Here is a 22987-nt window from a genome sequence, read left to right as displayed (position 1 = left end):
ACTGATCGTACATTAAGCCGATTGCGGCAACTTTTCCTTCAGTGTTACAAATTCGCGCTCGAAATCGAGCGTCTTGCGCTGCGTGCTCATGGCCATTAATGCCTCGGCGCCGCCGGAATGTTCAGTATCGTCCTTGATCCACACCCACAGCCGGCGCTCGCGGATATAAAACATCGAAAACACGCCCAGCACCAGCAGCGCGCAGCCGAAGTACACGATATTCTTGCCCGGTGAGCGCGTGACCTGGAACACCGACGCCTTCACTTCGACGAATTCGTCCAGTTGCAAATACACGGGCGCGCCGTAGAAGAATGCGTCCGACAGCGCGTTGGTGGCCAGCAGCAGGTAGCGGCCATGGGCTTCGTCGGCCGCAACCGGCGCCAGGCCATCCTTGGCGCGTGCGACCTGCCACAGCTCCCACAGGCTACCGTTCAGGATTTTCATGAACACTTCGGCGGTCTTTTCCTGGCCTTCGACCGGCACTTTTTCCAGGAATTGTGAAATCGACACGAAGCCGCCAACCTTGCCGTCGCCGGCAAACAGGCTCAGGCTTTTCTCGGACGACGCTTCGATCTGTCCGCGCACGGCAGCCGCATCGGCGGTTTGCGGCGCGGCGCGCTCGCTGTAGCGTTTGGCGGCTGCCGCGCGCAGGGCCGGGTCGGCCAGCGCGGCGCGCAGGCGCATCCAGTCGCGCACCGAGTGTTCGTCGTCGGCGGGAATGCGCAGGTAGCTGAACGGATCGGACGGATTGGCGCGCACGCCGGCCAGGAACACGGCGGCGCCGTCGAGCGTCATCGGCTGCATGTAGTTCTGGTATTCGCGCGCCTGCCCGGTCTTGTCGCGCAGCTTGTACTGCACGCTGGGGCCGACGTTTTTCAGTTCGTTGGACAGGCTGCCCCGTCCGGCCGAGCCGGTGTGCTTGTCGAGGCTGGCCGAGAACTGCTCGCGCAGGCTCTTGTCCTGCTTGACCGCGCGCACGTCGTTATTGGTGTTCATGTTTTCCACGTTGAACGGCCGGAAGCCCGACCATTCGATGGTGTAGGCGTCGCTGAACGGCGTGGTGCCGCCCACTTCGCCATTGAGGTCGAAACTCCGGGTGCCGGTGCCCAGCATCGGGTAGCCCTTGAGCTTGAGCTTGCTGCCGCCGTCTTCAAAGCTGGACTGGTAAATCGCCAGGCCCTTGAAGATCAACGGCTTGTTGACCTCGATGACGGCGTTGACCTTCTCGCCGGTGGCGTGATCGACCACTTCCACGTCGCTGGCAAACAGCTTGGGCATGCCGGTACTGTAAAAATCGATGGTGAATTTTTTCAGGTTGATGGTGATCGGCAGATCCTGGATCAGCACGCCGTCGGGACGCTGCAGCAACGCGCTCGAGCTATTCGAGCCTTCCGGGATCAGGGTATTGCCACGGAAGGTGGGGTTGGACGTGCTCAGGCGATGCTTGGCCGGCACTTCGGCGATCAGGCCGCTGCCGGCAAACGGCGTCTTGCCCAGCACCCACTCCTGGAAGCGGATCGGCAAGTCCGAATCGAATAGCGCCCCCACGCAGATCACCACGATCGACGCGTGGGCAAAAATGTAGCCGAACTTGTTGGCGCCGCCCTGCTTGGCAGCCAGCAAGGTGCCGTTGTCACGCTCGACGATCTTTACGCGGTAGCCGTTGTCGGCCAGGCGGGCGGCGGTTTGCTGCGCCAGTGCTACGCGCGCCAGCGGTGCGCGCCAGTGCATGCGGTGCGGGAAGTTGAGCAGCGACTGTTCGCGCACGTTCTCGCGCCAGCTGCGCATGTCGCGCACCATCTTCGGTGCATTGCGCGCGATACACAAGCTGGTGGACGACACCAGCAGCGTCATCAGGAGCATGAACCACCACGACGAGTACACGGCGTAGAGGCCGGCCTTGTCGAACACCTCGAACCAGAACGGCCCGAACTGGTTGATGTAGTTGGACGTGGCCTCGCTCTGCTTCATCACGGTGCCGATCACGGCGGCAATGGCGATCATCGCCAGCATGGCGATGGCAAAGCGCATCGACGACATCAGTTCGATCGTCTCGCCGATGATGGGGCGGCGGGTCTTGATTTGGATACCGGTGGTGCTAGTCATGCATGGCGATCTAAAAAATGGGGCAACCGCGCAGCATACCAATAAAAAGGGCGGCCCGCTCACGCCGCCGCCCTCCCAATTGGTATAAAAACGCCCTTACAAGCGATTTACGAGGCAGCGCTATTTCAGCCCGGCGACATAGTCTGCTACTGCTTTCATTTCATCATCCGACATGCGGGCAGCGATGGTGGCCATTTCCGGGCTGTTCTTGCGGCCATGGCCCTTGAACAGTCCCAGCTGGGCGACCGTGTAATCCTGGTGCTGGCCGGCCAGGCGCGGGTACAGCGCGGGAATGCCACCGCCGGTGGCGCCATGACAGCTGGCACAGGCCGGCACGTTCTTCTCGGCGATGCCGCCGCGGTAGATTTTTTTACCGAGGTCGATGCTGTCGCGGTTCTTGGCCGCACCCGGTTTGGCCGGCTGCGTGGCCAGCCAGGCCGCCACGTTGTGCTTGTCGGCGTTGGTGAGCATCTTGGCGTACAGCGACATCACCGGCTGGTTGCGGGCGTCGGTGGTGAAGTTGACCAGCTGCTTGTACAGGTAGCTCTGGCTTTGCGCCGACAGCTTGGGATTGACCGCAATGGTCGAGTTGCCATTGGCGCCGTGGCAAGACACGCAGGCCGGCAGCCCGCGCGCGGCGTCCCCTTCCACGTACAGGACGCCGCCCTTGGCGGGATCGACCTTGGCGGGGGCCGCAGGTGCAGCAGGTGCGGCAGGCGCTTTATCTTGGGCGTATCCGCTGGCAGCGGAAAAGGCGATGGCGGCGATGAGCAGGGGTTTCAGCAAAGGAGAAAACGCACGTTTCATTCAAGCACCTTGGAAGGAGTCTATAAAGTTTTACGTCCGAATGAAGGCGTGGCATTCTCGAATGCCTGGCAACATTCCGTGACTAGGCATTGTACAATAGCTTACCTGCCTAACCGCCCCACTTTGTTGCATTTTCCCCCATCTTACGTTATCTCATGTCTAAACTCTGGCAAGCCCGCTTCTTTACGACCGTAAACCAACTGCGCGATCTCCCCGACACCACGGTGCCGGAGATTGCCTTTGCCGGTCGGTCCAACGCCGGCAAATCGACCGCCATCAATATCCTGTGCAACCAGAAGGGTTTGGCGTTCGCGTCCAAGACCCCGGGCCGCACCCAGCACATCAATTATTTCTCGATCGGCGGCGCCCACGTGGCCCAGCACCGCAAGGACCCGACCATCGTCGAAGAGATCGAATGCCTGCTGGTCGACTTGCCCGGCTACGGCTACGCCGAAGTGTCGGGCTCGGCCAAGCTACACTGGCAGCGCCTGCTGGGCGACTACGTCCAGCGTCGCGAACAGCTCGCTGCCCTGATCCTGATCATGGACTCGCGCCGCCCGTTCACCGACCTCGACATCCAGATGCTCGAATGGTTTGCTCCCACCGGCAAGCCGATCCACTGCATCCTGACCAAGGTCGACAAGCTCAACCGCAACGAATCGGTCAACGTGCTGCGCCAGGCGCGCGCCCGTCTCGACAGCTATGTCGATGAAGACGGCGAAGGTTTCCCGTTCACCGTGCAACTGTTCTCCGCGCTCAAGCGCGTGGGCATCGACGAAGCCAACGACAAGATCCTGGAACTGGCCGGCGTCAGCGCCGACGACGACGCCGCTGCGCAGATTGCCGCCCAGGTCGAACAGATCGACATCGCCGATGACGCTGAAGATGACGATGACGAAGTCAAAGAAGCCAAGTAACGTTCAATAAGGAAGTAACAAGATGCATACGCCTCACGCCCCCTCCTCGTTCCCGGCCCTGCGCCTGCGCCGCATGCGCCGCGATCCGTTTTCGCGCGCGCTGATGCGCGAGAACGTCATCACCGCCGCCGACCTGATCTACCCGGTGTTCATCCTCGAAGGCACGCAGCAGCGCGAAGCCGTGGCGTCGATGCCGGGCGTGGAGCGGGTGTCGGTGGACTTGCTGCTGAAAGTGGCGCAGGATTGCGTGGAGCTGGGCATCCCGGTAATGGCGTTGTTCCCGGTGATCGAGGCGTCGGGCAAGTCGCTCGACGGCGCCGAGGCGCACAACCCGGACGGCCTGGTGCCGCGCGCGATCCGCGCCCTCAAGCAGGCGTTCCCGGAACTGGGCATCCTCACCGACGTCGCGCTCGACCCGTACACGGTGCACGGCCAGGACGGCATCATCGACGAGCACGGCTACGTGATCAACGACATCACCACCACCGCGCTGGTCAAGCAGGCGCTGTGCCACGCCGAGGCCGGCGCCGACGTGGTGGCGCCGTCGGACATGATGGACGGTCGCATCGCCGCCATCCGCGCCGCACTGGAAGAACACGGCCACATCCACACCCGCATCATGGCTTACTCGGCCAAGTACGCCTCGGCCTTCTACGGCCCGTTCCGCGATGCGGTCGGCTCGGCTGCCAACCTGGGCAAGGGCGACAAGAACCAGTACCAGATGGACCCGGCCAACAGCGACGAAGCACTGCGCGAAGTGGCGCTCGACCTGGCCGAAGGCGCCGACATGGTGATGGTCAAGCCGGGCATGCCGTACCTCGACATCGTGCGCCGCGTGAAGGACGAATTCAAGGTGCCCACGTTTGCCTACCAGGTCAGCGGCGAATACGCGATGCTCAAGGCCGCCGCCCAGAACGGCTGGCTCGACCACGACAAGGTGATGATGGAGTCGATGATGGCGTTCAAGCGCGCCGGCGCCGACGCCGTGCTGACCTATTTCGCACTCGATATCGCGCGCCTGCTCAAGGCTGGCAAATAAGCCAGCCCAGGCGCAGGCACTGTCGGTCAGCCATCGCTGCGCAACGCAGCGATCGGATCAAGCGCCGCTGCCTGGCGCGCCGGGAACACGCCGAAGGCCAGGCCCACCGCCACGCACAGCAGCACTGCCGCCAACAGACTGAATGGTGACCACGCCACCGACCAGCCGGCCAACGCGGCGATGCTGTACGCGGCCACGGCGCCGAGCACCACGCCCAGCAGCGCGCCGCTGACGGCGATCACCAGCGCTTCGGCCAGGAACTGCTCGACCACGTCGCGGCGCCGGGCGCCCAGCGCCCGCTTCAGCCCCACTTCGCGGCGCCGCTCGAGCACATTGGCCAGCATGATGTTCATGATGCCGATCCCGCCCACCAGCAGCGACACCGCCGCAATCGAACTCATGACGATGGCGAAGATACGCTGGGTCTGCTGGTTCTGGCGGTACAAGCCCATCGGCACGATCAGGTTGGTGTCGTCGGCGCCGCCGTGGCGGCGGGCGATCAATGCCTGCAACACGCGAGCGGCCTGGTCCGGCGCTACCTTGCCGTCGAGCCGCACGCTGATGCCGTCGACCTCGTCCTCGATGGCCTTGAAGCTGAACCGGGCACGCCCGGTCTCCCAGGCGACGAACAGGCGCTCGTCGTCGAGCCCGAGCTTGATGCCCTCGAAGTCGGACTTGCTTTGCGCGCGGTCTTGCAGCACGCCCACCACCTCCAGCCATACATGGTTGAGCTTGACGCGACGGCCCAGCGCCGGCGCAGCGCCGAACAGCGTGCGCGCCAGCCGCGCGCCGATCACGCAGACCGGCGCCAGGGTGGCGCTGTCGGCAGGCGTCAGCCAGCGCCCGGCAGCCAGTTGCAGGCCGCCGTGCGCGGCGTAGTCGGGCGAGACGGCGTAGGCGCGCGCCGGCACCACGCGCTGGTCGAGCACCAGCTGATCGACCTTGATTTCTTTTTTCAGCGCGACCGACACCGCGCCCGGCACCACCGACAGGGCCGCCGCGCCATCGGCTGCCGACAGGCCCAGCGAACGGGTGCGCAACTCCTTGAGCTGCTCGGGATCGATGGCCTTGCTTTCGAGCAGGACATTGTCGAGCCCCAGCTCGGCCACCAGCCGCAATGCTTCGCGCTTGCTGCCCTCGCCCACCGCCAGCATGGCGACAATCGCGCCCACGCCGAACACCATGCCCAGCAAGGTCAGGCCGGTACGCAGCTTGCGCCGCCCCAGTTCGGTTAGCGCTTCGTGCAACAGGGCCAGGTTCATGATTTCTCCGTGGCGGCCGGCGGCAGCAATACGATGCGTGCGCCGGCCGCGATGCCGCTCTTCAGTTCGCTGCGCACGGGACCGCGCTGGCCCAGTTCCACCTTGTGCAGGACTGGGCGTCCATGTTCTTCGGTGTAGACGGCATGGCCGGCGCCATCCTGCACCACGGCGATATTGGGCACCGTCAGCGCGGTGCTGCGCGCCACCAGTTGCACCGTGCCGCGCAGCGCCTGGCCGGGCTTGAGGCCGAGCTTGCGCGCGGTGGCGGTATCGATGGCGGCGTCGAAATCGCTGTACTTGACCGGCGACTCCTGCGACGTGGTACTGGCGCTGCTGCCCACCCGTGTCACCGTCAGGGTCAGCTCGGTACCGGTGCCGGCCAGGCGTACCCGTACCGGCAAGCCGGTGCGCAGGCCGAACGCCTCGCCTTCGGCCACGCTGAAGTGGGCCACCAGCTGGTCGAGGTCGGGCAGGCTGCCGAACTCCTGGCCGGCCGACTGGCTGGCGCCGATCTGGGGCTTGGTGCCGTCCCACTTGGCGGCCAGCAGGAAGATGCCGTCATGCGGCGCCACCAGTTCCAGCGCGGCCAGGCTGTCGCGTTTTTGCCTGGCGGTCTGCACCACGCTGTCGCGCTGCGAATGCAGCACCGCGTCCTGGGCGGCGGTGCGCGCCTGCGACTGGCCTTCTTTCCAGTCCAGGTAGCTGCGCTTGGTGCTCAAAAAGCCGACATCGGCCAGCGCGTCGAGGACGGTGTTGCGCGCGAAAATACTCAGGTCGACGCTGGCATAGCGGCGGCTCAGTCCGAGGTCGTCTTCGACCTTGGCGCGGTCGCCAGCCAGCTTGTCGCGCTCGACGGCAGCGTTGCTGGCACTGGCCTGCTCGGCCAGCGCCTTGCGCAGCAATTCCAGTTCGGCCTGCGACAGCTCCATGCGCGACTGCGGCGCATCGAAGCGCGCCACCACCTGGCCTTTTTGCACGCTGCTGCCGTCGGCCACCATGTCCACCAGCACGCGGCGGCTCCAGCCGTTGCCGGGCACGTTGAGCGCGGTGCTGGCGGCAGCCTTGATTTCGCCATCGACCGCCAGGGTTTCGAGCCAGGCGCGCGGCGCCAGCGTTTCCGCGGCCACACTGCCCGCCGACGGGTCAACGTTGCAGCCGGCCAAAGCAGCCATCATGGCCACCGCTGCCATCGCAGCGGGTTTGAATACGTGCATGGTCATGGTTGGCTGGTTTTTCCTGGTTGCGACGCTACGGGCGGCACGGTCCGCGCGGTGTCGGCCACCAGCACCGCCTGCACTGCCGCGCCGGGTTTAAGTCCGGCCGGTTTGCCCTCGAACTGCAATTCGACATCGCGCACCACCAGGGCCTGCGCGCTCGATTTGCCATGGAACGCGCGCCCGAGCGCCACCACCCGCGCATCGAGCGTCTGGTTGCTGCCGGGGACCGTCACGCGCGCCGCCTGGCCCAGGCGAACCCGCGAGGACTGCGCTTCGGGCACACTGGCGGCCACGTACAACTGCTCGGGGTCGGCCAGCGTGGCGACTGACAGGCCCATCCACACCTGGCTGCCAGCGCTGAATTTTTGGCCGTCGAAGCTGGTGCGGTACACCACCATGCCCTTGCGCGGCGCCAGCACGGCCAGCGCTGCCTTGCCCTTGACCAGCGCGGCAAGCTGCGCCTGCAATTGGGCGATCTCCGCTTGCAGCCCGGTGCGCTCGGCGTGGCGGGCGCGGATCTGGGCCTGCTGCTGGGTCACTGCCAGCGTGGCCAGGCGGTTTTTCTCCACGCGGTCGATCACCAGCTTGTCGTAATCGACGCGCCGTATCAATTCCTTCGGCATGGTGGCCTTGCGGTCGGCCTTGTCGGCATTGCTGCGCGCCTCGGCCACCGCCAGTTCGCCGGCCCGGTCGGCCTCGGCCTGGTCCAGCTTGAGCTTGTCGAGTGCCCGCAGTTTTTCCTGCAGCGCGCCCTGTTGCGTGACCAGCCTGGTCGTGACGTCGTTCGACTCGAACTCGGCGATCGGCTGGCCGGCTTCGAGCAGCGTGCCTTCCGGCGCGAGTCGCGCCAGCTTGTATTGCCAGATGTAGGGAATGCTGGGCGGTGCTACCGGCAGCGCGCTGCGCGAGGCGATTTCGCCCTCGACGGCCAGCGCCTCGCCGGCCATTGGCGTCGGCGCTGCAGGTTGCGCTGCAGCCTGGTTTGAAGCACCCGCCCTGGGCAGGCGCGGTGCTACCTGGACGCTCATGCCCGGCACCAGCGCCAGTGCATGGCCGGCGGGCAAGCCGATCTTGACCCGGAAGTAGCGGCCCCGGCCCCAGCTGGCGCGTGCTTCCGGCGCGCTGGTGATGGACTTGATCACCCCCGCCACCGCGCGCGTAAAGGTCGCCGGCAAGGCGTCGAACTGCAGATCGACCGCCTGGCCCTCGGCCAGGTAGGGCCGGTCCGCTTCCAGTGCCCACGCGGTCACCACCATCTCGCCACTCCCCAGCACGACGCCGGCGGCGTTGCCGGGCCAGGCCGAGGAGCCTTCTTCGAAACGCGTGCCCAGCCACGGGCTGTAGCCGTGCACCACCACGCCGTCGCGCTGCGCGCGCACTTCCGACTGCGCCAGCAGGGCAATCTGGAACGCCAGGTTGATTTGCAGCTTCTTGATTTCCAGCGCGCCGTCTTCGCGGCGGCGGTCCACCGCAGCGCGCGCGCTGGCATCGGCGTCGCGCTTGATGGCCAGGTCGCGCGTGGCGCGATCTAATTCCGCTTGGTGGCGGTCGTAATCGAGTGCCGAGATCTGCACCTTGGGCAGCGCCGCATCGAGCCTGGCCTTGTCCAGCGCGGCCTGGGCGCTGACCAGCGCTTTGCCGGTCTCCACCACCGCCACGTCCAGGTTGGCGATTTCGCCCTCGGCGCGGGCGCGCGCCTGCTCCAGTTCGGTTTTATAGCGCTCGATATTGGCGGCATCGCCGGTCTCGATGCGCAGCACCAGGTCACCGGTCTTGACCTGGCTGCCTTCGGCGACGAAGTTGCGCAGCACCAGCGGCGACGAGTTCGACGGCGGCACCAGGATGGTTTGTGAGTCGAGCGCCTCGACTTCGCCGGTCAGCAGTACCGGTCGCGGCGCAGCTTGGTTGCCATGGCTGGCAGTGTCGGGCCGGCTCGCTGGCGCCGGGGCCGGGGTCGGCGCCGGAGGGCTGGCCGCGTCGGCCCGCCCCAGTTTCAGGCCGGCAGCGATGACCAGCGCCAGCAAACCGGCGCCCGTTAGCGCCAGCCTGGTGCGCTTCAGCGTCGTGGGCGTCACGCGGCGTCCCCGGCAATGCGGCCGTCGCGTAAATGAATGGTGCGCTGGGCGCCGGCGGCGATCGCCGGATCGTGGGTCACCAGCACCACGGTCTGCCCGCCCGCATGCAGTTCGTGCAGCAGGGCCAGCACATCGGCCGCGCTGCGCGAATCGAGATTGCCGGTCGGTTCATCGGCCAGCAGCAGCGCCGGCTGGTTCAACAAGGCCCGGGCGATGGCCGCGCGCTGCAACTGGCCGCCCGACAACTGGCCCGGCAAATGGCCGGTGCGCTGCCCGAGGCCGATGCGTTCGAGCAGCGCCACCGCGCGCGCTGCCGCACCCGGGTCGGGTTGGCGCGCATAGCGCTGCGGCAGCAGCACATTTTCCAGCACGCTCAAACGCGGCAGCAAGTGGAACGACTGGAACACGAAGCCGATGCAGCGGTTACGCACGTCGGACGCGGCATCGTCGTCGAGCGCGGAGACTTCGTCCTCGGCCAGCCGGTAGCGGCCGGTATCGGGCCGGTCCAGCGCACCGAGCACATTCAGCAACGTCGATTTGCCGGAGCCGGACGGCCCCATGATGGCGACAAATTCACCGGGCGCCACGCGCAGGTCGATGCCATCGAGCGCGTGGATGGCGTTGCCGCCCTGGTGGTAAGTTTTGCGAATGTTGCTCAGCTCTATCATTGAACAAGTATCCGGGCGCCTTCAGGTTTTGTCAATTACTTAACTTGACCTGATTGGTAACTGCAGCCTCAGCCGCCATCGCCGCCCGCATGAAGTCGCGCAGCGCCGGCGTGACGAAGCCGTCGTCGGTCAGCCCCGGTTCGTTGACCAGCGCCTGCCGCACCTTGTGCTGGGTGGCCGGGTTGTCGCCCGCGAACGAGCGGAACAGGTCGAGCCAGTGGCGCGCCAGCGCCTGCACTTCGGGCGACTCGGGCGCCCTGCCCTCATCCATCGCAGTTTGCACCTGCGCCACCAGCGGCGGCCATTCGGACGCGCGCTTGCCGATGTTGTCGCGCAAGAAGGCAAACTCGTCGTCGTCGAGGTATTTGCGGTACAGCGCCAGCTTGCGCTGGCCGGAGGCGGCAATCACGAACTGCATGACTGCCGGCGTGATGCCGGTGTCGTCCTGCACCAGTGCTTCGCGCTCGTGCATCGTGTTGAGCTTGGCGAACAGGGCCGGGCTGGCGCCGGTGTCGCGCACCACCATTGCCATCCACTGGCGGGCATAGGCCTGTGCCCGCGGGTGGTCCGGTCCGGCGCCGGACGCCATCAGCGCACGCACGGCGGCCACCAGCGTGGTCCACTCGGCCTTGACGGCGTTGGCGGGGTTGTACAGCGGCAGTTGCTTGACTTCTTCGGGGGTAAAGTATCGATCGTACATGGTCATGAGCTCCAGAGTGGTCAGCCAATCGGCCAGTCCGGGTTCCTGCTGCTGCGCCAGTTGCTCGTGCATCGCCACCAGGCGCGCACGCAAGGTGGCGGCCTGGTCGATCTGTCGCGTCAGCACGGTAATCTGCTGGGCAACCACGTCGGCAAGCGGCAGGTCCGGTCTGTCCAGGGAAGCACCGATGTCGGCCAGCGACAAGCCGAACTTGCGCAGCGCCTGGATGTGATGCAGCCGGGCGATGTGGGTTCGGTTGTAGAGCCGGTAGCCGGCATCGGTGCGTGCGGAAGGCTGGAGCAGGCCGATGGCGTCGTAATGGTGGAGCGTGCGCACCGTCAACCCCGTGCGTTTGGCCAGTTCACCTATTTTCAACAACATCGTCAAGCTCCCGTCTTTGTGCGTACAGACAGGTTGGCGCCTGACGTTGCGTGAGGGTCAAGGACTTTATACGAACTCGGCGCAACCGGCCGGTTTGAAGATGCGCTCGGTGGAAGCGGGATTGTTGACCAGCTTGGCCAGCGGGCGCCGTGGCCGCGCCACCAGTTCGCCGCCGCAGTTCGGGCACTTGCCCGCCAGTTTCGACGTGGCGCACGGTGCGCAGAACGTGCATTCGAACGAGCAGATGCGCGCCTCAGTGGACTCCGGCGGCAGGTCGGTGTCGCAGCATTCGCAGCTGGGTCGCAGTTGCAGCATGGCGTAGTCTCCTCAAGGTCCGTTGTGCAGTACCACATCGGTACCGACGATACGCACATCATGCATCTGGTTCAGATACGCTTCAAGATAAAACTTGTGCGATGCGCCCACGACCACCAGCATGCGCAGGCCGGGCGGACTCATGGCGTCGCGGATATTGGACGCCATGCGCAGGTTGCGCGTCTCCCAGCAGGCCACGTAACCACGGCCGTAGTGCCGGGGCGATGGCTCTTCCAGCGCCGCGCCGAAGTCGCTCTTGAAGACCAGCGCCGGTTCGCTGGGGTCGTTGTACGCCCGGTACATCGCCAGCACGCCGGCGGACGTGCCGATCCGGCGTTGCAGGACCTTGTCGTTGCGGCTGCGCTGGGCGGTGGCCGGGTTGTCCCAAGTGGCCATGATGGCCGCACCGGCCGCCTTCTGTTCTGCTGCGGATGGTTCCGGTCTGTCGGCCGTGTGGTCGTCCATTGCGTACAGCCGCTCGAGTCCCACCCGTGCGGCTACCTGCGCGGCGACCAGGTAGCTCTCGTCGGGCCGCACCATCAGCTTGTTGATGGTTTCCACCAGCGCGGCATCAAGGCTGTCGCCAGCGTGCCGCTCAGTCACCGGCAGGCGCAGCCACTGCACCAGGGCCGAACCGGGCTCGCCGGCGGCCAGGAACAGCGCTGCCAGTTCGCGCCGCTGGCCGGTGGTGGGAGCGGCCGGCCAGGCGGCCAGCAGACGCTCGGCCCGGTCGGTGGCCTCGAACACATCGAGACCGGTCGCCGCCTGGGCTGCCGAGGTATCGCGACAATAGGTCTTGACGCTATCGGCGTAACGCTGCGGGTAGCGCTGCATCATCGCGCACTGCACGCCAGACAGATGCTCGATGGCGATCGCCTGCGGCTGCCACGCCACCAGCCGCTCGTTGAGCAACTGTAAGGTCGTCGCATCGAACGGCTTGGGCAGTTGCGACAAGTGCGGCGAGCCCAGCACCATCACCTGGTTGATTTACCCCCGCGCCAGCTTGAGGGTTGAAGGATCGAACTGCGGCTTGGGCGGTTCGGCGGCCAGTGCTGCCCCCTGCGTCACCACCGCTGCAACCAGTCCCGCCATCAACCTGCGCACCAGCGTCCTATTCATTGCCCACCTCCTTGCGGTTATCGCCCGGCACGCGGTCGATCATCTTGTTGTACGGATCGATGCCCACCTCGAACGGCTTGTCCTTGACCGTCACCGTCAAGACCGGGTCGCTGCCGCGCAGCAGGCGCTTTTCCAGGTACAGCACTTTTTCGTCGGCCTCCTTGGCGCCCGGGGCACGGGCGAAGATGCCGATTTCCACCGGCTCGTCGTAGGCGCGCGGCGTTTCCTTGCCCTTGCCGTCCGCTTCCAGCTTGGCCAGGTGCAGTTTCAGGGTGACGTCCCACTGGCCGTCCGGGCGCTTTTTGGCGCTCGCCTCGGTCACGCGGTTGTCGTACAGGACGATCTTTTCGAACAGGTCGGTGATCAAGGCGTGCTTGTCCTGCGGCGCTTCGGCGCGCAAATACTCGAGCAATTCGCGGCTGGTGGTGTACGGCGCCTGCTGGTAGCCCTTGTCCTGCAGGAAGCGCTTGAGCGCGCGGTTGACCGCGTCTTCGCCGATCTCGTCGCGCAGGCGGTAAAACACCAGGCTGCCCTTGCGGTAGTGGATGTAGTCCTGGTTTTCCACGCGGTACAGCGGCAGCTCCTCGATCACTTCGCCGCCACGGCCGCGCAAGTAGGCGTCGAGCTCGAAGCGCAGGAAGCGGCGCAGCTTGTTGCGGCCGTACTCCTTCTCCATCACCATCAGCGCCGAGTACTGCGCCAGCGATTCGATCAGCATCGACGCGCCCTGCACATTGGCGCCCACCACCTGGTGGCCCCACCACTGGTGCGCCATCTCGTGCGCGGTCACGTAGAACACGTAGTCGATATCGTTCTTGTCACGCAGGTCGGCAATGAAACCGATGCTCTCCGAATACGGGATGGTGTTGGCAAACGACTGGGCAAAGCTCTGGTACCTCGGGAACTCGAGGATGCGTACCTGGCGGAACTGGTACGGCGTGAAGTTGGCGACAAAGTAGTCGAGCGACTTTTGCGTCGAGGTGATCATGCGGTCGACGTTGTAGCCGTGCCTGGCATCGTAATACACCTCGATCGGCAAGCCGCGCCATTCGCCCTTTTTCACATTCCAGCGCGCCGACAGGTAGGCAAAGAAGCCCACCATCGGCCGGTCCATCTTGTAGTGGAAATAGCGGCGGCCATCCTTTTCCCAAGTGCTTTGCAGGTAGCCGGGCGCCATCGCGATCTGGTTGGAGGACGTGGAAACGGTGGTCTCGAAATTGATCCAGTCGGTGTCGCCAAAGACGTTGTTGGCGCGCGCTTTTTCATCTTCCAGCCTGGCCATGCGCTGCGGTTCGCCCAGTCCCCGCTTGCGGCGCTCGTTGCGGTCCTTGAGCTCCATGTCCGGCTGGTAGCCAAAGCGCGGGAAGAAGGCGCCGTTGTTGAAGAAAGTGCCGTTCAGGTTGATGCCATCGGGCGCGCCCTGGTTGGTGAACCCTTCGGGATGGACGTCGACCGTGAAGTCGAGGTCGAGCTGGGCGCCGGCGGCGATCGGCTGCGCCAGGCGCAGCACGCGAAAGCCCAGCGCCTGGTCGTCGCTGACGACCGTGTGCGCGGGCAGGTTGGCAAAGCGCGTGGTCACGTCTGGGTTCAGTTGCAGGCGCAGCTCGGCCAGCGGCGCGCCGCTCTTGTTTTCCATGCGGTAATGACCGCGCACGATCACGCGACGCTGGTCCGGATAGAGATCGACATCGGCGCGCACGTCGGTCACGCGCGGCTGCGGCAGGTCCTTGTAGCGACGGTACGATTTTTCGTAACGGGCCTGCTCGTCCATGCGCACATTGCCAGGCTGGTAGCGGTTGAGCTGATTGGTGTTGTGGAAGATCCAGGCGCCGGTGCCGGCAAAGCCGGCCAGGCACAGCGCCAGCAGCACGCCGGACGGCCCGCGCAGGCGGCTGCCTGCGGCGCGCACGCGGCGGCGCCACGGCAGTACCAGGCCACGCACCCAGAACGCCTGCGCCACCACCAGCAGCGCCAGCGTGGCGCAGCCCCAGTACACGGCAAACCACGACCAGCCCAGCAGGAAGTGGCCGTAACCGTTCATGTCGGAGTACTTGAGTTGCGGCAGCGCGGCGAAGTTGTAGAGGTTGTGGTCGAAATGCAGCGCGCCCAGCACCAGTTGCGCCACCATGTAGAGGACGATCGCCAGGTAGCCGATGAACTTGTTGTTGACCAGCACCTGCAACACCAGCGCCAGCATGCCGAGCATCACGAAGCTGGCCGAGTCGAGCAGCAGCGCCTGCAGGTACAGGACCGGCTCCACCGGCACGCCGCCCTTGAGCAGCTGGACGCACATCGCCGTCAGCGCACCGACCAGCAAAAAGCCGAACACCACGCCCGCCAGCGCCAGGCTCTTGGCCACCAGCGGCGCCCAGTCGGGCACCGGCAGCGCATCGCTCACGTCGGCCACCTTGAACTGGCGGTCGCGGAAGATCAGCTCACCGGCGTAGAAGGTCAGCACGATGATCAGCAGGAAGCTGAAGCTGCCTTGCAGGGTCTCGAGCATCATGTACGTCACCGGGTAAATGGTGGTGCCGAACATCTTGCTGCCCTGGCTGGCGGCGCCGATAAAATTGGCCATGCCGAAGATCAGCATCACCAGGAACGGCACGCTCTTGAACACGGCCGCGGCGTCGAAGCGCAGGATCTGCCAGCATTGCTGCCAGGCGGTGCCCGGCCCGAAGCGCGGCACAATCGCCGGCAGCACGCTGGCAGCGGGCGCCACCTGCACCACCGGCGCCGCCACTGCCGCGCTGCTGCGCTTGCGGCCCCACCAGCGGCGGCCGGTGCCGGCGCGCTGCGGCTTGAACAGCACCAGCGTGGCGCCAAAGCAGGCCAGCGCCACGCCCAGCCACAGCGCGCGGTTGGCCAGCAAATAACCGGCGACCGGCGGCACGATGGTGTTCGATTCGGCGGAAGTGAAGTAGCGGGTGGCGCGGCCAAAGGCGCGCACGCCGAACGGATCGATCAGCACCGGCAACCATTCATTGCTGACATCGCGCGTCAACACGCCGGCCACGCCCCACAGCACGAAGAAGACCAGCACGCCCAGGTACACCATCATCATCGAGCGGGTGGTGGCCGCCAGCAGCATCAAGAGCGCACCGATGAACACCAGGTTGGGGATCACCAGCCAGGCGAACGCCCACAGGTAGGCGTGCAACGGCACCGGGCCCACGCGCACCGCGTCCACCCACGGCATCATCGGACCGATCACCGTGCCCAGTGCGATCACCACGAACATCGCCAGGCACGCTGCCAGGCCGGCCAGGAAGCGTCCGACCAGGTACTGGTACTTGCGCATCGGCGTGGCGAACAACATGTCGGAGATACCCACCTCGGTATCGCGCAGCACGGCGCCGGCGATAAAGATGGTCACCGTGAGCATCGACAGCACGGTAAAGGCGCCCAGCAACTGCACCACCACCACCGGCGCGTTGCGGTGGACGTTGCCGATCGCGCCGCCCACCACCACGGCGTCGCTGGTGGTGGCGCCGAAGGCCATCAGGCCCAGCACGAAGGCGGTGACCCACAGCAGCGGCTGGCGCAACTGGTAGCGCAGGTCGAACTTGAAGAATTCCATCAGCATGGCGTGCTCCTCAAGCCTGAACCACAGCCGCAACGGCGCGGTGGGCGGCGCGCACGTGCAGGAAGTACACGTCTTCCAGGTTCGGCTCGACCGCGATGAAGCCGTCGTCGGGCTGGCTGTCCGCATACACGTGGATTTGCGGCTTGCCACCCACCAGGCGGGTGCGCAGCACGTTCATGCGCTCCTGGTAGCCGGGCAGCGCCTCGGCGCTCACGGTGCGGCGCCACACCTTGTCGCGCAGGGTGTCGATGGCGGCCTGCGGCTCGCCCTGCACCAGTACCTGGCCCTTGACGATCACCGCCATCTGCGGGCACAGGTCGGTGACGTCTTCGACGATGTGGGTGGAGAGGATGACCACCACCTGTTCGCCGATGCGGGCCAGAAGATTGAGAAAACGGTTACGCTCGTCGGGATCGAGGCCGGCGGTCGGCTCGTCGACGATCACCAGTTTGGGCGCGCCCAGCAGCGCCTGGGCAATGCCGAAGCGCTGGCGCATGCCGCCCGAATACGTGCCCAGGTTGCGCTTGCGCGCGTCCCACAGGTTGGTTTGCTGCAGCAGCGCTTCGACCGCTTCCTTGCGCTCGCCGCGCGCGGTCAGGCCCTTGAGCACCGCAAAGTGGTTGAGCAGCACCTCGGCGCTCACCTTGGGATAGACGCCGAAATCCTGCGGCAGGTAGCCAAGCTGGCGGCGCAGCGCCTGCGGCTCGGCCAATACATCGAGGCCGTTGAAGGTGATGGAGCCGCTGTCGGGGTCCTGCAGGGTGGCGATGGTGCGCATCAGCGACGACTTGCCGGCGCCGTTCGGACCCAGCAGGCCGAACATGCCATGGCCGATCTCCAGCGTGACGTCGTTGATGGCCTTGACGCCGTTGTCGTAGGTCTTGTTGAGCTGTTTGATCGAAAGCATGACGCCAGGTCTCCTGATAAGCCGGAGCCACACGCTCCGAAGCAACCTTACTATAGAGCAAAGTTGCAAACTTATCAGTGTCTTTCGATCAACGGCGGTTTTGTGCGACAGACGGCACAAAACGCGGGGGTGGACGTCAGTACTGGCGATACTCGGGGAACATTTCCTTGAGCAGGAAGGACAGCAATTCCGCCTCGTCTTCCTTGCGCGCACTCATCTTGACGGTACGGCCCAGGCGGCGCGATTCCCATTCGAAGTCGCCCGGCTTTTCCTTGCGGATGATCTTGATCATTTCCTTGGCCACGGCGGTCTCGATATCCTTCTCGCTGCCCTGCTCGACGTGGATCTGTTGCAGCCAGTTGCGCTTGAAGTTGGTATTCCAGCCACGGAATTTCACGTCGGCGCTGTTGGAGCGCTTGTCCACCGAGAACACGCCGCCGGTGTCGTTGGGATCCTGGCCGCCCCGGGCGTTGGCGCCGGCGATATTGGCCTTGGCGCGCGCCAGCGAGCGCTCGGCGGCCGACTGGGCCGGCTCGGCCGGCTGCGGCGACGGATTGGCCGCCTCGCGCTCGGCGCGGCGCTTGGCCAGCATCTGCGACATGTCCTGCTCTTGCGGCGGTGGTGGTGGCGGCGTCATGGTCGCCTGCACCGGCGGCACAAAGGTTTCCAGCTTGGGCTGGGCCGGCGTCGGCTTGGTGCGCACGGTGCTCGGCTTGCTTGGCGCGGGCTTGACCGGCTTGGTCGGCTTGGGTTCAGCCTTCTTCGGTGACGGCTTGACGGTCGGCTTTTGCGGCGTGATCGGCAATGGCGAGATGTACACCATCTCGCCGCCCTTGGGCGCGGACTTGGTCTTCGGCGGTGGCGGCGACGGCGCAAACAGGTAGTACAGCACGAACGCCAGGTGCAGGGCGACGGTGAACGCCAGGCCGTAGCGGCGGGTAATCGATTTCTTCTGTTCCCACAAGGCGTACGCGTCCCCCGGCAGCGGCAAAGGCTGGCCGCAGGTTTCGCAATAACCGTTGGCGGAAAGGATGTGGGAGTCGTGGTGCAAGATACGGAACCTTGTGGAACGAAGTCTTCAAAATGCGGCCATAGTGCCAGACTCCCGGCATTTTGGGAATCGCTCGGGAATTCAAAGCCAGCCATCATAGCGCGCCGCACGAAACGGCGTGCGTGCTCCAAGTATCTACTTTACAAGTTACGGCTCTTGACGGGTGTTACCTTATGTATCCAAAGCAAGTAATTTGCATTACGGATGCGTAAGGATGCCTTACGATACGCGATACCGGGGTAAATTTTAGTGTGGAATGGCACATAAACACCGGATTCCGCCTGGCGGTTGCAAAAGCCTGTCGTCGGTGGCATTCTGATTTTTTACTCGAGGGGTCCCATATGTCTGTTGCATTGAAACTATCGGCTGATCTGGTGGAAATGGCAAAGCCGCATGCCGCTGCCGAGCACCGGTCCATTCCGATGCAGATCGAATACTGGGCGCGGCTTGGCAAAGCCGTCGACGAGAATCCCGACCTGCCCCTGCAATTCATCAAGGACACCCTGCTGGCGGCACAGGAGGCAAAAGCGGGCATGCTTGAGCCTTACCAGTTCGGGAGCTAGCCGTGCTGGACATCATTGTCACGCCTCACGTAACCGGCGCGCCGGCCACCGCCTCGTCACTGAGCGGTCCCGTACCGCTATACCGGTCCAGGTACAGGTAAATCACCGGCGTGATGTACAGCGTAATTGCTTGCGAAAAGATCAACCCACCCACCACGGCCAGACCCAGCGGCTGGCGCAGTTCGGCGCCGGCGCCCAGGCCCAGGGCAATCGGCAGCGCGCCCATGATGGCTGCCAGCGTGGTCATCATGATCGGCCGGAAGCGCAGGATGCACGCTTCGCGGATCGCTTCGGCCGGCGCCCTGCCCTCGGTGCGCTGCACGTGCAGGGCGAAATCGATCATCATGATGGCGTTTTTCTTGACGATGCCGATCAGCATCAGGATGCCGATGATGGCGATCATGGTCAGGTCGAGATTAAAAATCCACAGCGTGATCAATGCCCCCACCGCTGCCGACGGCAAGCCGGCCAGGATGGTCAACGGGTGGATATAGCTCTCGTACAGCACGCCCAGCAGCACGTAGATCACGCCCAGCGCCGCCAGGATCAGCACCACCTGGCTGCCTTGCGAACTCTGGAACACGGCCGCGTCGCCGCCATAGTTGGTGATGATCGACGGTGGCAGGCGCATGTCGATGCCCATCTGGTCGATCTTGGCGGTGGCCTTGCCCAGCGGTACATCGGGCGCCAGGTTGAACGACAGGGTAATCGCCTGCAACTGGCCCTGGTGGTTGACTGCCGTGGGGCCGACGGTGCGCTCCACGCTGGCAAAGCTCGACAGTTTCACCAGTTGACCGGCCTTGTTGCGCACCGAGATTTTCGTCAGTGCATTATCGAACTGGCGATCGGCGTCGGCCGCTTCGAGGATCACGTAGTAGCTGGCCGCCGGCGAATAGATGGTCGAGACCTGCCGCTCACCAAAGGCCAGGTACAGCGCGGTGCGCACGTCGCCCAGCGCCACGCCCAGGTTGTTGGCCTTGTCGCGGTCGATCTTGAGCGAAGCCTGCAAGCCACGATTTTGCGTGTCGCTGGTGACGTCGCGGAAATCGGGATCGGCGCGCAGCAGCTCCTGGTATTTCTGCGCCCACTCGCCCAGCGCGCCGGGGCTGACCGACTGCAAGGTGTACTGGTAGCGGCTCTTGGACTGGCGCCCGCCCAGTTGCAGGTTTTGCACCGGGCTCAGGTATACGGCAATGCCGGGTATCGACCGGGTCGCCTTACGCAGGCTGTCGAGCACTTGCGGCATCTTGTCGCGCTGGGCCCGGGGCTTCAATACCAGGAACATCCGGCCGGTATTGCCGCCGCCGGTAAACGACGTCACGTCCTGCACATTGGGGTCGGCGCGCAGCACGTCCACCACGCGGTCTTGCAGCGCCAGCATGGCCGACGTCGAGATATCTTCCGAGGCCTCGGTGTTGACGCGGATTTGCCCCAGGTCTTCCTCGGGGAAGAAGCCTTTCGGGATCGCCATGTACAGCACCACCGTCAGCGCAAAAGTGCCGAAGGCCAGCATCAACACCGGGAAGCGATGGCGCAGCGCGATGTCGAGCGTGCTGGCGTAGCCATTGCGCAGCCTGGTAAAACCGGCCTCGAACCAGCGTCCCAGCCAGTTGCCTTTGTCATGCTCGGGGTCGATGGTATCGGCCGGCAGCAGGCGGCTGGCCAGCATCGGCACCAGCATCAGCGATACCGCCGCCGATACCAGCACCGCCAGCGCCACCACCACCGCAAATTCGTGGAACATCAGACCGATCACACCGGGCATGAAGAAGATCGGAATGAACACGGCCACCAGCGACACGGAGATCGAGATAATCGTAAAACCCATTTCCTTCGAGCCGATCAGCGCCGCCTGCAGCGGTTTTTTACCCAGCTCGATATGACGGACGATGTTTTCCAGCACCACGATGGCGTCATCGACCACCAGCCCCACGGCCAGCGTGATGCCGAGCAGCGAGATGTTGTCGAGGCTGTAGCCGAACGCGTACAGCAAGGCCAGCGCGCCCAGCAGCGAAATCGGCATGGTAATCGCCGGAATGAAGGTGGCGGCCGCGCGGCGCAGGAACAAAAAGATCACCAGCACCACCAGCACGATGGTCAGCAGCAAGGTCAGATTCACATCGTGGATCGCCTCGCGGATCGACACCGAGCGGTCATTGACCAGGTTGATGTTGACCGACGCCGGCAATTGCGACTGGAACCGCGGCAGCAGCGCGCGCACGCCATCGACCACCTGCACGGTATTGGCGTCGGGCTGGCGCTGCACCAGCAGCACGATCGAGCGCTCGCCGTTGTAGCTGCCGGCCGCTTTGACCGACTGGAAGCTGTCTTCCACCGTCGCCACGTCTTTCAGGCGCACCGGCTCGCCGTTGCGCACCGCCACGATCAGGTCGGCAAACTCGGACGCCTTCATCAGTTGCGGGTTGCCCTGGATGGTCAGGGTCTGGCTGGGACCGTCGAGGACACCGAGCGGCGTATTGGCGTTGGCCGACTTGATCGCCTGCTGCAGTTCTTCCAGGGTCAGGTCGCGGGCGTTGAGCAGGTCGGACCGGGCGCGGATACGCACCGCGAAACGCTTCTGGCCGTTGACGCTTACCTGCGCCACGCCCGGCAAGGTGGACAGGCTGGGCGCCACCAGGTTTTCGGCGTAATCGTTCAGTTCGGCCAAGGTGAGCGACGGCGAATTCATGGTCATGAACAGCACCGGCGCGTCGGCCGGGTTGACCTTGCGGTACGACGGCAAATCGGTCATTTCGATCGGCAACTGGCGCTGGGCGCGCAGCAAGGCGGCCTGCACATCGACCGCCGCTTCGTTGACGTTGATGCTGGTATCGAATTCGAGCGTGAGAGAAGAATTACCCAGCGTGTTCGACGACGTGATCAGGGTCAGGCCGGCAATCGTGGAAAACTGCTTTTCCAGCGGCAGCGCCACCGACGACGCCATGGTCTCGGGCGACGCTCCCGGCAGGTCGGCCGAGACGTTGATCACCGGCGTGTTGTAACTGGGCAGCGCAGCCACCGGAATGTAGAAATACGACAGCACGCCAGCCAACACCAGCGTGACCGACAGCAGCACCACCATCACCGGACGGCGAATGCACAACTCGGAGATATTCATGCTCAGCCCTTGGTGACGGTAGCATCAAGCGCCTTGTCGGCGGTGGCAATGCGGACCTTGCCGCCCGGGCGCAGGTTCTGCTTGCCGTCGACGATCACTTGCTCGTTGCCCTTGAGGCCGGAGACGGCGGCAAAGTCACCGAACGCGTGCAGGCGCTTGACCGGCACCACCCTGGCCGACTGGTCGCCATCAACCGCATAGATAAAGGTGCCCCGGGTATTGCTGATGATGGCGTTTTGCGGGATCACCGTGGCGTTCGGCAGCACGTGCGACACCAGTTGCGCGTTGACGTACTGGCCCGGCCACAGGCTGGTGACCTTGTTGTCGAACTGGGCTTTGACGCGGATCACGCCGGCCACCGGATCGACCGTGCTGTCGATAAAGCTCAGTGCGCCGGTCAGTTCCTTGTCCGACGTCGGCTGCGTCACGCGCACCGGCACCGCGCCGCGCCGCTGCGCTTCGAGCAGGCCGCCCAGCGCCGACTCCGGCAAGGTAAAGGCGACGTTGATCGGGTCGAGCTGGGTGACGGTCGTGAGCGACGTGCTCATCTGCACCAGGCTGCCGGCATAGACGTTGATCGCGCCCACCCGGCCCGACATCGGTGCGCGGATGGTGTTGTAGCTGGCGTCCACGCCCACGGCACTGGCGGCGGCCAGGTCGGCGGCCAGCACGGCCTTTGCCGCCTCGACCTGGCTCTTGAGTGTATCGACTGCGCCTTGCGCCACGTATTTCTGTGCCAGCAAATCTTCGGCGCGCTGGTACTGGCGCTCGACGTCGGCCAGCGCGGCGCGGTCGCGCGCCACCTGGGCCGCTGCCTTTTCCACGTTGGCGCGGGCGCTGCGGTCGTCGAGCGAGAACATCAGCTCGCCCGCCTTGACGAACTGCCCTTCCTTGATGTGCACCCGGACGATGGTGCTGGTCGTTTGCGGATGCAGGTCCACGGTGCTGATCGGCGTGACGGTGCCGTTGGCCTGCAACACCACCGGCACGTCGCGCCGCTGCGGCGCCACCACGCTCACCGTGGTCGGGCCTTGGGGACCGCTGGCCTGCTTGCCAGCTGGCGCGGCGTGGTTGCCGCCGCTTTTCATGTACCAGCCGGATAAGCCGATGACGGCGGCCGTGGCCGCCAGGGTAACAATTGTCGATTTTTTCATGT

The 22987-nt window shown here is 65.0% G+C and carries 18 protein-coding genes; 3 read left to right on the top strand and 15 right to left on the bottom strand.

Features of this window, described 5'->3' with window-relative positions:
- Positions 1-12 precede the first annotated feature (12 nt).
- Together J2X54_RS03385 and J2X54_RS03380 are read right to left on the bottom strand one after the other, a co-directional pair.
- Complete coding sequence (locus J2X54_RS03385; RefSeq protein ID WP_310177866.1) at positions 13-2106, bottom strand: cytochrome c biogenesis protein ResB; 2094 nt, start codon at positions 2104-2106, stop codon at positions 13-15.
- 120 nt (positions 2107-2226) lie between these two features.
- Positions 2227-2913, bottom strand: coding sequence for a c-type cytochrome (locus J2X54_RS03380; RefSeq protein ID WP_310177864.1), 687 nt, complete (start codon positions 2911-2913; stop codon positions 2227-2229).
- Positions 2914-3068: 155 nt separating this feature from the next.
- On the opposite strand from J2X54_RS03380, the gene yihA reads away from it, so the two are divergent.
- Together yihA and hemB are read left to right on the top strand one after the other, a co-directional pair.
- The gene (yihA, locus tag J2X54_RS03375) at positions 3069-3830 is read left to right on the top strand and encodes a ribosome biogenesis GTP-binding protein YihA/YsxC (RefSeq protein WP_070245963.1); all 762 of its coding nucleotides are present in this window, start codon (positions 3069-3071) and stop codon (positions 3828-3830) included.
- A gap of 22 nt (positions 3831-3852) precedes the next feature.
- Positions 3853-4869 (top strand): porphobilinogen synthase, encoded by a 1017-nt coding sequence (hemB, locus tag J2X54_RS03370; RefSeq protein ID WP_310177861.1) that lies wholly within the window; start codon positions 3853-3855, stop codon positions 4867-4869.
- Between the two features lie 26 nt (positions 4870-4895).
- On the opposite strand, the gene J2X54_RS03365 is transcribed toward hemB, so the two are convergent.
- From J2X54_RS03365 to J2X54_RS03315, 11 genes are all read right to left on the bottom strand, one after another.
- Positions 4896-6131: an ABC transporter permease gene (locus J2X54_RS03365; RefSeq protein ID WP_310177859.1), complete on the bottom strand. Its 1236-nt coding sequence runs from the start codon at positions 6129-6131 to the stop codon at positions 4896-4898.
- Positions 6128-7351: an efflux RND transporter periplasmic adaptor subunit gene (locus tag J2X54_RS03360; RefSeq protein ID WP_070245966.1), complete on the bottom strand. Its 1224-nt coding sequence runs from the start codon at positions 7349-7351 to the stop codon at positions 6128-6130. Before J2X54_RS03360 ends, J2X54_RS03365 begins: the two co-directional genes overlap by 4 nt.
- Positions 7348-9423 (bottom strand): HlyD family efflux transporter periplasmic adaptor subunit, encoded by a 2076-nt coding sequence (locus J2X54_RS03355; RefSeq protein WP_310177855.1) that lies wholly within the window; start codon positions 9421-9423, stop codon positions 7348-7350. Before J2X54_RS03355 ends, J2X54_RS03360 begins: the two co-directional genes overlap by 4 nt.
- On the bottom strand, positions 9420-10091 hold the full coding sequence (locus J2X54_RS03350) for an ABC transporter ATP-binding protein (RefSeq protein ID WP_310177852.1): 672 nt from the start codon (positions 10089-10091) through the stop codon (positions 9420-9422). The genes J2X54_RS03355 and J2X54_RS03350 overlap by 4 nt, the downstream gene beginning before the upstream one ends.
- A 31-nt stretch (positions 10092-10122) precedes the next feature.
- Positions 10123-11172, bottom strand: coding sequence for a MerR family transcriptional regulator (locus tag J2X54_RS03345; protein WP_310177850.1), 1050 nt, complete (start codon positions 11170-11172; stop codon positions 10123-10125).
- 66 nt (positions 11173-11238) lie between these two features.
- Positions 11239-11487: a DUF1272 domain-containing protein gene (locus tag J2X54_RS03340; RefSeq protein ID WP_070245969.1), complete on the bottom strand. Its 249-nt coding sequence runs from the start codon at positions 11485-11487 to the stop codon at positions 11239-11241.
- A gap of 12 nt (positions 11488-11499) precedes the next feature.
- Entirely contained in the window at positions 11500-12462 is a 963-nt protein-coding gene (locus J2X54_RS03335; protein ID WP_310177847.1) for a DUF5694 domain-containing protein, read from the bottom strand.
- A 12-nt stretch (positions 12463-12474) separates the two neighbouring features.
- Positions 12475-12606: a hypothetical protein gene (locus J2X54_RS03330; protein ID WP_310177843.1), complete on the bottom strand. Its 132-nt coding sequence runs from the start codon at positions 12604-12606 to the stop codon at positions 12475-12477.
- Positions 12599-16192, bottom strand: a complete 3594-nt coding sequence (locus J2X54_RS03325) for a M1 family aminopeptidase (protein ID WP_310177840.1) — start codon at positions 16190-16192, stop codon at positions 12599-12601. Before J2X54_RS03325 ends, J2X54_RS03330 begins: the two co-directional genes overlap by 8 nt.
- Before the next feature lie 10 nt (positions 16193-16202).
- Complete coding sequence (locus J2X54_RS03320) at positions 16203-17099, bottom strand: ABC transporter ATP-binding protein (RefSeq protein WP_310177838.1); 897 nt, start codon at positions 17097-17099, stop codon at positions 16203-16205.
- Positions 17100-17235: 136 nt separating this feature from the next.
- A complete protein-coding gene (locus J2X54_RS03315; protein WP_310177836.1) occupies positions 17236-18150 on the bottom strand; it encodes a hypothetical protein in 915 nt (304 codons plus the stop codon).
- Between the two features lie 341 nt (positions 18151-18491).
- Here J2X54_RS03315 and J2X54_RS03310 point away from each other — a divergent pair, with 341 nt between their 5' ends.
- Positions 18492-18713 carry a TA system antitoxin ParD family protein gene (locus tag J2X54_RS03310; RefSeq protein ID WP_310177834.1) on the top strand — a complete coding sequence of 74 codons (222 nt, stop codon included), beginning with the start codon at positions 18492-18494 and terminating at the stop codon, positions 18711-18713.
- A gap of 25 nt (positions 18714-18738) precedes the next feature.
- On the opposite strand, the gene J2X54_RS03305 is transcribed toward J2X54_RS03310, so the two are convergent.
- Together J2X54_RS03305 and J2X54_RS03300 are read right to left on the bottom strand one after the other, a co-directional pair.
- Positions 18739-21831 (bottom strand): efflux RND transporter permease subunit, encoded by a 3093-nt coding sequence (locus tag J2X54_RS03305; protein WP_310177831.1) that lies wholly within the window; start codon positions 21829-21831, stop codon positions 18739-18741.
- A 2-nt stretch (positions 21832-21833) separates the two neighbouring features.
- A complete protein-coding gene (locus tag J2X54_RS03300; RefSeq protein WP_310177830.1) occupies positions 21834-22985 on the bottom strand; it encodes an efflux RND transporter periplasmic adaptor subunit in 1152 nt (383 codons plus the stop codon).
- Between the last annotated feature and the right edge of the window lie 2 nt (positions 22986-22987).

Origin of the sequence: Duganella sp. 3397 (genome assembly GCF_031456625.1) — a bacterium.
Lineage (GTDB): Bacteria > Pseudomonadota > Gammaproteobacteria > Burkholderiales > Burkholderiaceae_D > Rugamonas > Rugamonas phyllosphaerae.
The sequence above is the reverse complement of the archived record's forward strand: the minus strand, read 5'-3'. Positions and strand labels throughout refer to the sequence as shown.

Excerpts from the sequence above, each read along its gene's own strand:
- J2X54_RS03385 (WP_310177866.1), bottom strand. The coding sequence starts at position 2,106 with ATGACTAGCACCACCGGTATCCAAATCAAGACCCGCCGCCCCATCATC.
- J2X54_RS03380 (WP_310177864.1), bottom strand. The coding sequence starts at position 2,913 with ATGAAACGTGCGTTTTCTCCTTTGCTGAAACCCCTGCTCATCGCCGCC.
- yihA (WP_070245963.1), top strand. The coding sequence starts at position 3,069 with ATGTCTAAACTCTGGCAAGCCCGCTTCTTTACGACCGTAAACCAACTG.
- hemB (WP_310177861.1), top strand. The coding sequence starts at position 3,853 with ATGCATACGCCTCACGCCCCCTCCTCGTTCCCGGCCCTGCGCCTGCGC.
- J2X54_RS03365 (WP_310177859.1), bottom strand. The coding sequence starts at position 6,131 with ATGAACCTGGCCCTGTTGCACGAAGCGCTAACCGAACTGGGGCGGCGC.
- J2X54_RS03360 (WP_070245966.1), bottom strand. The coding sequence starts at position 7,351 with ATGACCATGCACGTATTCAAACCCGCTGCGATGGCAGCGGTGGCCATG.
- J2X54_RS03350 (WP_310177852.1), bottom strand. The coding sequence starts at position 10,091 with ATGATAGAGCTGAGCAACATTCGCAAAACTTACCACCAGGGCGGCAAC.
- J2X54_RS03345 (WP_310177850.1), bottom strand. The coding sequence starts at position 11,172 with ATGTTGTTGAAAATAGGTGAACTGGCCAAACGCACGGGGTTGACGGTG.
- J2X54_RS03340 (WP_070245969.1), bottom strand. The coding sequence starts at position 11,487 with ATGCTGCAACTGCGACCCAGCTGCGAATGCTGCGACACCGACCTGCCG.
- J2X54_RS03335 (WP_310177847.1), bottom strand. The coding sequence starts at position 12,462 with ATGGTGCTGGGCTCGCCGCACTTGTCGCAACTGCCCAAGCCGTTCGAT.
- J2X54_RS03330 (WP_310177843.1), bottom strand. The coding sequence starts at position 12,606 with ATGAATAGGACGCTGGTGCGCAGGTTGATGGCGGGACTGGTTGCAGCG.
- J2X54_RS03325 (WP_310177840.1), bottom strand. The coding sequence starts at position 16,192 with ATGCTGATGGAATTCTTCAAGTTCGACCTGCGCTACCAGTTGCGCCAG.
- J2X54_RS03320 (WP_310177838.1), bottom strand. The coding sequence starts at position 17,099 with ATGCTTTCGATCAAACAGCTCAACAAGACCTACGACAACGGCGTCAAG.
- J2X54_RS03310 (WP_310177834.1), top strand. The coding sequence starts at position 18,492 with ATGTCTGTTGCATTGAAACTATCGGCTGATCTGGTGGAAATGGCAAAG.
- J2X54_RS03305 (WP_310177831.1), bottom strand. The coding sequence starts at position 21,831 with ATGAATATCTCCGAGTTGTGCATTCGCCGTCCGGTGATGGTGGTGCTG.
- J2X54_RS03300 (WP_310177830.1), bottom strand. The coding sequence starts at position 22,985 with ATGAAAAAATCGACAATTGTTACCCTGGCGGCCACGGCCGCCGTCATC.